We start from the raw sequence: 13,151 nt of genomic DNA on the forward strand, positions 1-13,151 counted from the left end.
GGGAGAGAACTTCTAGACTTTACATCGAAGAGAATTCGCAGCAACTGTTGAAGAAGATGCTTTAGGTTGCAGAAAAAAATTACATCGCTTAGGAAGCGTCGTATCGTCAAAGGCTTTTTCCGAGTTATGATTTTTTATCCAGGTCATATCTGTCGTTGACACTTCAATATTCATATTGAAAAAAGAAATTTGTCGAGAAAATTTAGAACCCCGCGTACATATTGAATCAATTTGTTTTTGATTTAATGATTTTTTTTCCAAAACCGCTAGAATCGTATCGGCTAAAAGACCCGGTCCACTTAAAGCTATGGTTAATTGACTACGTAGCGTCTTAAGATGCTCAACTTTTTCTGTATAACGCTTGCAATCCATCATCGTTTTGTTGCCAAAAGTACCTATGTCGCCTTGAGTATAGAAGCGTATGACCTTCTTTATGACTTCTCTTATAATGGGATGTCTAGGTAGACTCGCAATAATGTCGTTGTTCCCGTTAATTGAATTTAAGGTGACGGTTTGTTTTCCGTTAAAATTAAACACGCTATAACTGCAACGAATGTTAGCTTTAAAACCTAACAGCAATGGTTCAGAGACTCAAATGTATGATTGTCTTTTTGATCAAATTTAAATTTCGTATCGGTATCAAAATAATACCCTCCTTTTAAATAAAGGATGATATACCGCAATATATCAGAAGCCGCTGCAAGATTGTTTGCACCAATCATTTCTCTGTCAACACTCTGCCAAAGATCACTGAAACGGTCCGAACTTCGAGTAAACGCACCCATCTTTCTATCCTTATTGATCTCAGTTGGATCATTTTTCTCGAGGAAAAATTCATCGCTTAGCATCGCTTGCTTTAATTCATTCAGATCGTTAATTTGTATAAATGTATTCTGCACAGACAAATCCAGCTCAGACATGTACTTATCTATGGATTTATAATAATTTGAGGTATGATCGACCCACAAAGTTAGTTTAAAATTTGAAGCTCGAGCAAATGTCGCAAGCTTTAATAGCGTAACTAAATATTTCTTAGGTAAGGGACCACCTAACCAGATAAAAAAAATCTCTGAGGGAGGTGCAGAATTAGAATTGAGCATAGTGCAGGCCTGATACCGAGTTATTTTTATAAGCCATTTTTAATTTATTGTACTAATCAAAACTTAAGCTATTATTAAAAAAACTGATATCAAGTAACAAAGAAGCACGTCTGCCGATATAGAACCTAACTCTACTTTACGCCGCGGGTAGCGTGCAGCAATTTAGGAAATACACGTTTACGGATGGTAAGGAGCAGCCGTTTCTTTTTCTTTTTGTTTTGCTGGATCTACTTCCTGTTCATCAGCTTTACAAAATAAAGTTGATCCATACAATCGAGATCCAGAAAAAACTACTCGTTGCTGTTTTTCCAGTACTGAAGCTGGTTTTACATCTGAAACGCCACCGAAAAATCTTGAGTTAGTCAGTCGCGATACCGCTCCAGATTTTTCTTGAGTTTCGCTGACTAATCCGGTCGCATCTGCTTTGGCCTTTGATTTAATTTCTCGTTCTTTATCTGACTTTACCCCGATAATGAACTTATCAAGATCCTTATCAGGCAAATTATCCAAAACACGTTCATAGCATTCAGATGGAAGCAATATTTTTTTATTATCTTTTTCTGTTGATAATGTAGCTTTAGAGGATAATAAATAGGATATCTTTTCAAATCGTTCCGTTGCGTTTGTTAAGCCCTGGGCGAATTCATGCTTAAATATTTCCAAACCGTCTACAGCGGGTTGATATTTTTTTAAAAATATTTCAACATTCTGTTTGCTCAATTTTATTAATTTGCCGTTCTTTTGACCCTCAATTATATTCACGCCATTTATATTACGTATATTAAGTTGCGATAATTTAGCCATTTCACTTTGACAATGATTCCAATATGCAAGAAAATCTTTATATTCAGCAACCTCACGCGGTGGGACTGATTGATTAGGATTATGCAAAAAACTAAGCTTTATAGTCTCTAAACTAACATGAGTGGTAGCTGAGGTAATATCTTGAATCCCCGGTTTTTCAAAAAATTCTTTTCTATCTACTTGTTGTCTTCTACTAAACATATGACACCCCCAGAGGAATAAAATAGCTGAATAAAATTGAGTGTATGCTTGAATTATATAAGATTTAATTAACTCAATAATTAGGTAATAAGTTAAACTATTACCAAAAAACTCCTCATTTAATGGCCTTACTGATACGGGGTTTAAAGATTGCTTTTGCCAGGCCAATTACATGCTATAGCTAAAAAAAACACCTGGAAGTTTGCCGAAAATCCCCGTAAACTACCCCACACTTATCCTGGTCGCGGGATGAGTATTTTATTGAATTTTGAGGAAAACCTATGTCTACGAATCACTTATTTGAACTCCACGCTGAAACTCGTGAGGTGTTTGGGTCGGGTGCGAGCCGCCGTCTCCGCCGTCTTGAGAATCGCGTACCCGCTATTTTATATGGTGCTTCAGAGCCACCTTTACCGGTCTCCTTAGAGCATAATCAGATATTACGCGCGCTGGAAAATGAAGCTTTTTACTCGCATATTTTAACTATCAAGATCGATGGCATCGAGCAAAAAGCCGTGTTAAAAGACCTGCAACGGCATGCCTACAAGCCGCGTATCCTGCACGTCGACTTAATGCGCGTATCGGCCAAAGAAAAAATTACTATGTCCGTACCCCTACATTTTAAAGGCGAAGCAGCTGCGCCGGGTGTTAAAGACGCGGGCGGTGTGCTGACCAAGCTATTAAACAGTGTCGAAGTTCGCTGCTTACCGGGAGTACTTCCAGAATACATTGAAGTCGATGTAGCACAGTTAGGGCTCGATGAATCCATTTTATTATCCCAGCTTAATTTACCGGAAGGTGTCGAACTAACCGCAGCCATCAGTCATGAAGATGACCGGCCGGTGGTCAATATCCATATACCACGTGCGGTAGTCGAAGAAGATCTCACTGCAGCGCCTGAATCGGCTGAAGTACCAGCAATTAACGTCAAAGATGATACCGAACAAGCTGTGAGTGAAGGTAAAGAAAAGGCCGAAAAAGATAAAAACTAACTCTGTCGTATGGCAACTCATCCCATACAGCTGATTGCCGGCTTAGCGAATCCTGGGAAGGACTACGCAAAAAGCCGGCATAATGCCGGAGCGTGGCTGATCAATACACTGCTCAATCAGTATTCCTTATCTCCTTTAAAGGTGGAAAATAAATTCCATGCCTCGGTGACTGCTTGGTCGCTTAGCACGGGTAAATGTTGGTTGCTCATCCCTAACACTTATATGAATGATTCGGGGCGTGCAATCAAGGCCATAGCCCATTTTTATCATCTCCCCATTGAATCCATATTAATCGTCCATGACGATTTAGATCTATTACCCGGTGTAGCCCGTTACAAACAAGGCGGAGGCGATGGTGGACATAATGGTTTAAAAGATATTGTTACGCACTTACACAGTAAAGACTTTTGGCGGTTACGACTGGGAATTGGTCATCCTGGGCATCGTGATCGCGTGCACGATTATGTTTTAAGCTCGCCTTCTATCGCCGATAAACAAAGAATAGAGCTCGCTATCGAACAAGCGCTGACTACGTTAACGATGTTTGTCGAAGGCAATCAAGCGCAAGCCATGCAAATGTTACACACTCAACAAGAATAACGGGAAATTTTATGGGATTTAAATGCGGCATCGTTGGGCTTCCCAATGTGGGAAAATCCACTTTATTTAATGCATTAACTAAAGCCGGCATTGCAGCCGCCAACTACCCTTTTTGCACCATTGAACCGAATGTCGGTATCGTTCCTGTTCCCGATCCTCGTCTTAATGAACTGGCCAAGATTGTAAAACCGCAAAAAATAATCCCTACCAGCATGGAGTTCGTTGATATCGCGGGTTTAGTGCAAGGAGCTTGCGCAAGGCGAAGGTTTAGGCAATAAATTTTTAGCACATATACGCGAAGTCGATGCGATTGTGCATGTGGTACGCTGCTTTAACGATGCCGATGTAGTCCATGTCGCCGGACTTGTGGATCCCGTTGCTGATGTACAAACTATTCATACTGAATTAGCTTTAGCCGATTTAGAGAGTGCTGAAAAAGCGGTACTACGTCTTAATAAAGCCAGCAAATCTAATGACAAATCGGCACAGCAAAGTAAGCGCTTATTAGAGCGCATCATTCCGGAATTAAACCAAGGTCATTTATTACGTCAACTCGATTTCAGTCCTGAAGAATTAAACTTATTACGCCCGTATTCTTTCTTAACACTTAAATCAACGTTATATATTGCCAATGTGGATGAAAAGGGTTTTGTGAATAATCCCTTACTCGAGCAATTAGAAACTTATGCAATAACAGACCAAGCCAAAGTGGTCGCGATTTGCGCTAAATTAGAAGAAGACTGTATCGATTTGAGTGATGACGAAAAACAAGAATTTTTACAAGAATGTGGTTTAACTGAAACCGGTTTAGATCGTTTAATACGTGCCGGTTATGAATTATTAGATCTACAAACCTATTTTACTGCAGGCGTCAAAGAAGTCCGTGCTTGGACCGTACATAAAGGCGCCACCGCACCACAAGCGGCAGCTTGTATCCACACCGATTTTGAAAAAGGCTTTATCCGCGCCGAAGTCATCAGTTATGCTGACTTCATACACTACCAAGGTGAACAAGGCGCAAAAGAGGCCGGCAAATGGCGCCTAGAAGGTAAAACCTACCTCGTCAAGGATGGTGATGTGATGCATTTTTTATTTAATGTTTAATGCTTTTTGTGCATAAATTGTTTCATTGTCTATAGTAGAAACATTCCTAGGATTGGAACCATTAGAGAAAAAAATTTTAATAGTTCGATCCAACAAACTCCATTTATCTTCTTCAATATTTTTTTGTATTTTTTTTCCATATTTTTGTAAGGCACACTCGAAATTTTCTTGTATATCATCTAATTTTGCTTCTCGATCTGCACTATAAAAGCTTAATCGTCTTAACTTTTGCACACCGTGAAATAAACATAAATTGTATGTGGAAAAAGTGGATGAAAAATTGGTTAATGTAGTATTTTCTATTGGCATATTGTTTTCTCTTTGAAAAATTAAATTTATTATTTATCGATATTTTTTATAAAATTATAAAAAAACGCATTCTACAATATTTTTAATTAAATAGATTATTTTTAATTTTATTTTTTATTTTAATTTTTTTATAAAGTATTTAATTTATTTAATTTTTGTTATACTTTAACCTTGATAGATAAGGATTATCCTTCAAATCAAACTCCAGGATAAGGAGCACCTATGCATTTAAATTATTTAGATCAAATGATACCGAAACGCTGGGTATTATTACTGCGTTATTGGCTTCCATTTTTTAAGAGCCCTAGTGATTTTTATTTTAAAAGTCGAGATTTTATCGATAATTTGAAACACTCAGGCTATCATAATTTTCCTTGGAAAAAACTTCCTGATTTAGTATTTATTTTTGAAAAATATGCCTTTAATAAATCAGAAACTAATCTATCCAAAAAAATTACTAATATGATTTTTACTAAAAAAAGCCAGCTCATCACCACTAGCCTCATAGAACAGCTTTTTGAGCGTTTTAACCCGGATAATACCCGAACACCCATACTAAACGATGTCTTGCAACGATTACCGACTAAATTTTATATTGAGTATTTTAGCAAATTGAACGTTAATAGTTGTTCGTCTAAAAATTTAAAATGGTGTGCGCGCTTAAAAGATAAATTTCGATTAGAAGATAAATTAATCCTAATTTTATCTTTATCTGATGAAGTATTAATAGCCAATCAAGCGACATTATTCACGTTAGCTATCCAGGAATGCGAGGAAAAATTACTCACTCAGAGATTTGGAATAAATAATTTTTTAAACGCTTATGTTATTGAACAATTGCTAGCATTTATCTTTGAGCGCAATCCCAAACTTATTTTTTCTCGTATTTTTGTACATACATTGATTAACCAATTATTAAAAAATCAAAATCCAATATTAACATCACACCTCTTAGAACTTGATGAATATGCTAGATATAGTTTTTTTGAAACATTTTTAACGGATAGTCCAAATTTTCAGCAAAATAGCCAATATTTTCTTAGCCTTTGTCCAGAAGAACAAAGGTTAAATTTGATCGATCAATTAATTATCTCGGTTTTTAACACTAATCAATCTGAAATGGATGATGAGCCTATAAAAGAACACAAATCTACCGCGGATAACTTGGATTTACTTTTATTAGCACAGCTAGAAGAACAACACGATACCTATCCAATTAATCTATTTCAATTGCTTGCCACATTAAGTTTAACAAAAAAACCGCTTGATCTAGAAAAGTTAAAAAAATTTTTCGAAGCAGGTCGAGACTCACTCGAATACCGCAAAAATTTCTCAATTGCATGCCAATCCGCGGTTGCTGAATATGCCATACACGCGATAAAAATACTTATTAAAGATAATATTATGATCTATGTACATAAAGAAAACACTCGAAATGATATTCATCGGGCTTTTTATCAATTTTTTAACAATGAATATATCGGTAAACCTCTAAACGTAGCAAAGCTGATATTAAAAAAATTACCACCCGATTTGCAGTCTAAATACGCAGCAGATTTAGATTTTTTACAACAACTTTTAATACGACTTTATCAAATTCAAGAGGATCCAAGCATTGTTGAATATAAAAATAAATGCTTCTTGCTATGGAATAAAAGTCAAAGAGAATACGAAGAGAAAACCGAGGCCCGTAGAGAACTTTTACAACGCATACGCTCTGGCAAGCAAAGTAGCGTCGCTTATCAGCGCATGGATGAGCTTTTTGGTAGCGAAGCAGCAACCATGCAAGCAAAATGGAAGCATGCACTAGGCGTGCATTTTTTTGATGCTACTAATAAAGAAGAATGTAAAACAGCATTACACGAAGCCGCTGAAATTATAAAATTTAATCGTGTATGCAATGATTATTCTTGTTTGAGCACTTCACCCTCATCAGCAAGTTATTTTGCGTTATGAAATAACCTTCGATGTGATTATCAGGTGATAAGACGCAATTTTTTAAGCGCTCTGCATCCTTGCATACAAAAAATCTCCAAAAATCTATAGTATTAGCGTACCTAAAATAAAAATCCGTCGCCATATTATGTAATTGAAAACTTCACTGTTCTCATTAAACTAATCAGTGCATTCAAATAAATATAAGGAAGTATTATGAAAAACATTGAAGTAGTACCTTGGGACCATCAAAGTGGTGGTGAAACATTTTATGTCATTTTTGATAGTAAAGTTTGGAAAAATGAATGGTGGGTCGAAGCTGACAATTGCCCGGGCAAAGCGGCAGATGATCCTAATCATAACCCATGGCGCATACAACGAAATGCGACTCAGGAAGAAATTGCCAAAGGTAATCCAACAAGTTGCGATAGCGATGCAGACTGCACGAATTTATTATGCCAGGATCCAAAAACAGAAGCCATGTATAAAAAAGTGGGTTATAAAGCGGACGGGTCTGGAACTAACCTTTCCTACACCTCCGCACGCGTCGCTAAATCTGTTTACAATTTATACGAAACATCTGAACATCAACCTAAGTTATCGGCTTATATAACCGATTGGTGTCAGTATGATGCGCGGTTACAAAACGATACTGTTCCTGCCAATGCTGGGCGCGGTTTTGATCTGTCTAACATTGATCCATTTGCTTATGATCGGCTTATTTTTTCCTTCATGGGAGTTTGCGGGGACTTCGGTGAAAAATCTGAGGTTCTGAAAAAATCAGTCGACGGTTGGAATAAACAATCCCCTACGCCGATGAGAAAAGGTCATATTGTATTAATGGATCCTTGGGGAGACCTTGCTACCTTTACTAACGTGGGCTTAAGTCCAGGTCAAGGGCATATGGACTTAACCTATGACAATTATCTACAATATTATCAACAAGATAAAGCCGCCGGTTTATTAGGTGGAATGCGCGAGCTCAAGAAAAAAAATCCCAATTTAAAATTATCTTTCAGCGTAGGTGGCTGGACTTTGTCGGGCTTTTTTTCGGATATGGTTAAAAACTTAGAAATGCGTGAAGAATTTATCGATAGTGCCATCGATTTTATTCAACGCTTTCCGATGTTTGACGGTATCGATATCGATTGGGAATATCCTGGTGCTCCAGGAAACGCAGGGAATCATTATGATCCTGAACATGATGGCTCCAATTATGCGTTGTTGATTGGAGAATTACGAACTGCATTCGACGTAAAATTTGGTAAAAATAAAAAAACCATTACTATTGCCATGAGTGCTGACATCGAAAAGATGAAATTCAGTAGTATCGCCAAATTAAAAACCGCTGGTCTCGATTCTATTTTTCTGATGAATTATGACTTTTTTGGCACCGGTTGGGCACCTAGCTTAGCGCATCATAGTAATTTAGAAAATTCACAACTTTCTAATTTTTCTGCGATTAAAGCGATAGGTTACTTGGTCAGTGAAGGTATTCCAACCAGTATGATACATTTGGGTGTAGCCAATTACGCACGCTCTGCGGCAGAAGCAGATTTAAGCTCGTTAAAATATAACATTCAAGGCAATGCATTAGGTAGTTTTGAGAATGGCGCGTATGAATTCTTTGATTTAATTAAAAATGCTTTAGACTTAGAAGGAAACGCCGCCCAAGGTAAAAATGGTTTTACGCTAATGACCGATATCGATGCCGATGCGGATATTTTATATAGTAGCAATACTAAACATTACATATCTCTTGATACGCCGCGAACCGCAAAAAACAAAGGTAAATATGTTAAAGATCACGGTCTAGCCGGCTGTTTTAGTTGGTCTGGCGATCAGGATGATGGTCTGTTAGCCAACGCCTGCAGAGAAGGCATGGGCTATAAGGTCTCTGAAGAAAATTTTTCTATGTCTCCGTTATACAATAAAGGCAAAGAATTTAATATGCCTGGTAAGAATGTAAAAAAATAATAACTAAATATTGACAGACAAATAATAAGAAATTTCAGAGTGCCAAATCTAGGCACTCTTTTTTATGTGATCGAAAAAATACTCATTTTTCAATGTATGCGAACACTAGCTTAATGTAAGTGAGAAAATTTTTATATTACCTTTTTTTTTCGATAGACTGTGTTAGGATTTAAGTGATTTAAGTATATATTCTAATATAAATAGATTATGTAATTAAATTTTTTAGTCATTCGATATCCAATTACTTAATAAAAAATAAAGAGGTATATTATGAAACTAGGCTTTAAAAAAGTAAAAAAGAACGTGCATGATCATCAAAAATCAGGAAATAAATTTCACCCTGGTCGTTTTAACGTTGACACTTATATGATATTCATGAGTATTTTAATGGCTCTAATTTTTCCTGCTGTATTTATGGCTAATATATTAGCTGCGCCAATGGGTTTGACACTCGCTGTATTAGGTTGCGCAGTTTTAACCGCCGTATGTTTAACAGCGGGCATCAAATATTTTTCTCAATTTGTGAGAAATCTTGACGGCAAAGATAATCTTAAACCTGTTAGTAAAGAAAAGGTTGATTTCTCTTTATCGCAAAATGAGAGAAATACTAATGGGTATGACAAAGAGAATGCCATGACCCATGCAGCTAAAAATTCTGATAACTCTTCTAAAATTAGTTTCTTTTCTGAAGTAGTAAAAAATGATAACCCTGTACAAAATCAACCAGCGCCAATGAGCCCTTCGTTATCTAACTAAGTAAGTTATCAGAAATAAAACTCAAGAGTGTCTACTCAGTGAGATACTCTTACAGAGTAGACTTTGAGCTTCCAAATGTGCTAGGTTAGTTTAAAGCAAATACTGTTCTTGCATCCAAGCATCATTGTAAATTTTGCTGAGATATTTAATACCGCTATCCGGTAAAATAGTAACGATGGTGGCGGGTTGAGTTAATTCAGCCGCAAGCTTCAATGCAGCCCAGACATTGGCACCCGATGAACCTCCGACTAACAAACCTTCTTCTTCGGCTAAACGGCGCGCCATCAAGAACGCATCTTTATCCGTAAAAGGCATAATTTCATCTAATACCGAAAAATCTAATGCTTTAGCGATGTGATCTTCGCCCACGCCTTCCACTAAATAATTACAATTACCCCCCTGTGGAATTTTTCCGGTCTTAAAATATTCATAGTAAATAGAACCCACCGGATCCGGCATCATCACTTTAATCGCTGGATTTTTTTCTTTCAAAAAACGACCGACGCCAGAAACTGTCCCGCCAGTACTGCCAGAGGCAATAAAAATATCGATTTTACCTTGTGTTTGTTGCCAGATTTCCGGCGCGGTATTCACATAATGTGCTTCAGGATTTTTCGGATTATCATATTGATCGAGTCGAAAACTATTCGGTGTTTCTGCCGCGATACGCTTGGCGACATTAACATAATGTTCAGGTGAGTCGGGCGCAGCGGCGGTCGGCGTTACGACAATTTCGGCACCGTACGCGCGTAAGGTATTTTGTTTTTCTATACTCACCTTATCTGGCATAGTCAAAATAGCGCGATAGCCTTTTACTGCTGCTAACAGGGCGATGGCAGCACCGGTATTTCCGGAGGTATTTTCAACGATCGTGCCACCTGGTTTTAATAAACCCTTTTGTTCGGCATCGCTAATAATATAATCGACGATGCGATCCTTAACACTGCCACTAGGATTGGCAAATTCACATTTAACTAGGATGGTAACATGTTTATTTGGAACTATTTTTTCTAATTTAACCAGCGGTGTATTCCCCACCGCCTGTAAAATAGAACTCATACTCTGCGCACTTGAATTTTGGTCTACCATCATTAAAAATTGATTATAATAATTGTGCAACCATTTTGCCCATATCTGCAGGTGATTTCACCGTGTGAACACCGGCCGCTTCTAAAGCCTTAAATTTTTCAGCGGCAGTGCCTTTGCCACCGGAAATAATTGCACCGGCATGACCCATACGTTTTCCAGCGGGCGCTGTCACGCCGGCAATATAAGCGACTACCGGTTTGGTCACATAGGTTTTAATAAAATCTGCGGCTTCTTCTTCAGCCGTACCGCCAATTTCACCGACCATCAGTATGGCTTCGGTTTGTGGATCTTCTTGAAACAAACGCAACACATCCACAAAATTCATCCCTGGAATCGGATCACCACCAATACCCACGCAGGTACTTTGGCCTAAGCCTAAGTCTGTGGTCTGTTTTACCGCTTCATAGGTTAAGGTACCCGAACGTGACACGATACCCACACGACCGGGCAAATGGATATAACCTGGCATGATGCCAATCTTACATTGTCCGGGTGTAATCACACCGGGGCAATTCGGTCCTATTAAGCGCGCATCCGTATTATTTTCTAGGTAAACCTTCACATCCAACATATCGAGTACCGGTATGCCTTCGGTAATACAGACAATTAAAGAAACGCCTGCAGCAGCGGCTTCAACAATAGAATCTTTACAAAAAGGCGCCGGTACATAAATGACGCTGGCATTCGCACCCGTTTCAGCAACGGCATCAGCCACGGTATTAAACACCGGTAAATCTAAATGTTGGGATCCGCCTTTTCCGGGTGTCACACCACCCACCATCTGTGTGCCGTAAGCGATGGCTTGTTCTGAATGAAATGTTCCTTGTTTTCCCGTGAAGCCTTGGCAAATGACTTTCGTGTTTTTGTCGATTAATATACTCATAGGTTTAACCTTTAAAGAAAATATGTTTTATTTTACAGCCAAAAACTCAAGTGCACAGAGTATCATGCTGTCATTGGAGATTTAACAGCCGCTACTATCTGCTCTGCGGCACCGGTTAAGCTAGTCGCAGCAATAATATTTAAACCACTTTCAGATAGTTTTTTCGCGCCAATATCTGCATTATTACCTTCTAAACGCACCACCACTGGAATTTTAATACCCACCTCTTTGACTGCACCAATAATTCCATCTGCGATCATGTCACAGCGCACGATACCACCAAAAATGTTAACCAATATCCCTTTGACTTTTTCATCGGATAAAATGATCTTGAAGGCTTCGGTAACGCGCTCTTGCGTAGCACCACCACCCACATCCAAGAAATTGGCTGGATTACCACCATGTAATTTAATTAAATCCATAGTCGCCATAGCTAAACCTGCACCATTCACCATGCAACCGATATCTCCATCTAAGGCGATATAGTTTAATTCCCAAGCATGGGCACGGTTTTCGCGTTCATCTTCTTGTGAGGGATCACGCATCGCACGTAATTGTGCTTGGCGAAATAAAGCATTATCATCGACCACCACTTTGGCATCTAAACAGATCACGTGATCATTTTTGTCGATAATCAAGGGATTAATTTCTACTAAACTCAGATCACGCTCGACAAACATCCTACCCAGACCTAATAAAATTTGCGTAAACTCTTTTAATTGATTAGGTGTTAGTTGTAATTTAAAACCAATATCACGGGCCTGATAAGGCATAATTCCTAGCAAGGGGTCCATGATGATTTTTAATATTTTTTCGGGTGTTTCCTCTGCTACCTTTTCAATTTCAACACCACCTTCGGTACTTGCCATGATGACCACGCGACGCGTACTGCGATCCAGCACCGCACCTAAATATAATTCGCGTTCTATATCACAAGGTTGAGCTATGAGTACTTGATTAACTGGTTGGCCACGTTCATCCGTTTGGAACGTGACTAAACGTCGACCGAGTAGACGTTTACTTTCTGCGGCTACCGCTTCTTTACTAGTAACATATTTAACACCCCCGGCCTTACCTCTGCCGCCAGCATGTACCTGTGCTTTGACCATCCATGCATTTCCACCTAACGCTTCGGCAGCAGCCAAGGCCTCTTCGACTGTGCTAGCGGGTTTACCTAGAGGGACGGGTAATCCATATTCGCTAAATAGTTCTTTACCTTGGTATTCGTGTAGATTCATGGATTTCTTTTTCTCCTAATTATTTCACTCTTCGCACTTGAATTTTTGTCTGCGTTGCTGCTCAACTCGCAATCCTCATGTAGGTTGAACACATTCCGGTTACTCATTCTCGCAGCGCCTTCTCAAAAACCCCATTGCTGTGAGTTTACTTTTTTAAAAAAAT

At 38.5% G+C, this 13,151-nt stretch carries 12 protein-coding genes and 1 pseudogene; 6 read left to right on the forward strand and 7 right to left on the reverse strand.

Translation table 11 applies throughout. The features are described from left to right. Positions 1–12 precede the first annotated feature (12 nt). The 3 genes from AAHF87_RS01765 to AAHF87_RS01775 all read right to left on the reverse strand — a co-directional run bounded on the left by AAHF87_RS01765 (position 13) and on the right by AAHF87_RS01775 (position 2,273). Positions 13–537, reverse strand: coding sequence for a hypothetical protein (locus tag AAHF87_RS01765; protein ID WP_342146591.1), 525 nt, complete (start codon positions 535–537; stop codon positions 13–15). Positions 538–569: 32 nt separating this feature from the next. After that, positions 570–1,100, reverse strand: coding sequence for a TcdA/TcdB catalytic glycosyltransferase domain-containing protein (locus tag AAHF87_RS01770; protein ID WP_342146593.1), 531 nt, complete (start codon positions 1,098–1,100; stop codon positions 570–572). Positions 1,101–1,277: 177 nt separating this feature from the next. Continuing rightward, complete coding sequence (locus tag AAHF87_RS01775) at positions 1,278–2,273, reverse strand: hypothetical protein (protein WP_342146595.1); 996 nt, start codon at positions 2,271–2,273, stop codon at positions 1,278–1,280. A gap of 113 nt (positions 2,274–2,386) precedes the next feature. Between AAHF87_RS01775 and AAHF87_RS01780 the strand changes: the two genes are divergently transcribed. From AAHF87_RS01780 to ychF, 3 genes and pseudogenes are all read left to right on the forward strand, one after another. Then, positions 2,387–3,097 (forward strand): 50S ribosomal protein L25/general stress protein Ctc, encoded by a 711-nt coding sequence (locus AAHF87_RS01780; RefSeq protein ID WP_342146596.1) that lies wholly within the window; start codon positions 2,387–2,389, stop codon positions 3,095–3,097. Positions 3,098–3,106: 9 nt separating this feature from the next. After that, positions 3,107–3,697, forward strand: coding sequence for an aminoacyl-tRNA hydrolase (gene pth, locus AAHF87_RS01785; RefSeq protein WP_342146597.1), 591 nt, complete (start codon positions 3,107–3,109; stop codon positions 3,695–3,697). Positions 3,698–3,708: 11 nt separating this feature from the next. Next, positions 3,709–4,801, forward strand: a pseudogene (ychF, locus tag AAHF87_RS01790) (redox-regulated ATPase YchF). Here the strand turns inward: ychF and AAHF87_RS01795 are convergent. Beyond that, complete coding sequence (locus tag AAHF87_RS01795) at positions 4,787–5,110, reverse strand: hypothetical protein (protein ID WP_342146599.1); 324 nt, start codon at positions 5,108–5,110, stop codon at positions 4,787–4,789. The pseudogene ychF and the gene AAHF87_RS01795 overlap by 15 nt on opposite strands. Positions 5,111–5,332: 222 nt before the next feature. Between AAHF87_RS01795 and AAHF87_RS01800 the strand changes: the two genes are divergently transcribed. The 3 genes from AAHF87_RS01800 to AAHF87_RS01810 all read left to right on the forward strand — a co-directional run bounded on the left by AAHF87_RS01800 (position 5,333) and on the right by AAHF87_RS01810 (position 9,778). Next, the gene (locus tag AAHF87_RS01800; RefSeq protein WP_342146601.1) at positions 5,333–7,066 is read left to right on the forward strand and encodes a hypothetical protein; all 1,734 of its coding nucleotides are present in this window, start codon (positions 5,333–5,335) and stop codon (positions 7,064–7,066) included. Between the two features lie 195 nt (positions 7,067–7,261). Beyond that, complete coding sequence (locus AAHF87_RS01805; protein WP_342146603.1) at positions 7,262–9,022, forward strand: glycosyl hydrolase family 18 protein; 1,761 nt, start codon at positions 7,262–7,264, stop codon at positions 9,020–9,022. 270 nt (positions 9,023–9,292) lie between these two features. Next, entirely contained in the window at positions 9,293–9,778 is a 486-nt protein-coding gene (locus tag AAHF87_RS01810) for a hypothetical protein (protein ID WP_342146605.1), read from the forward strand. A gap of 90 nt (positions 9,779–9,868) precedes the next feature. On the opposite strand, the gene AAHF87_RS01815 is transcribed toward AAHF87_RS01810, so the two are convergent. The 3 genes from AAHF87_RS01815 to sucC all read right to left on the reverse strand — a co-directional run bounded on the left by AAHF87_RS01815 (position 9,869) and on the right by sucC (position 12,988). Beyond that, on the reverse strand, positions 9,869–10,837 hold the full coding sequence (locus AAHF87_RS01815) for a cysteine synthase family protein (RefSeq protein ID WP_342146606.1): 969 nt from the start codon (positions 10,835–10,837) through the stop codon (positions 9,869–9,871). 43 nt (positions 10,838–10,880) lie between these two features. Next, complete coding sequence (gene sucD / locus AAHF87_RS01820; protein WP_342146607.1) at positions 10,881–11,750, reverse strand: succinate--CoA ligase subunit alpha; 870 nt, start codon at positions 11,748–11,750, stop codon at positions 10,881–10,883. Between the two features lie 62 nt (positions 11,751–11,812). Further along, positions 11,813–12,988, reverse strand: a complete 1,176-nt coding sequence (sucC, locus tag AAHF87_RS01825; RefSeq protein ID WP_342146608.1) for an ADP-forming succinate--CoA ligase subunit beta — start codon at positions 12,986–12,988, stop codon at positions 11,813–11,815. Positions 12,989–13,151 lie beyond the last annotated feature (163 nt).

It is taken from the genome of Rickettsiella endosymbiont of Aleochara curtula (assembly GCF_964030935.1).
In the GTDB taxonomy this organism is placed as follows: Bacteria; Pseudomonadota; Gammaproteobacteria; order Diplorickettsiales; family Diplorickettsiaceae; genus Aquirickettsiella.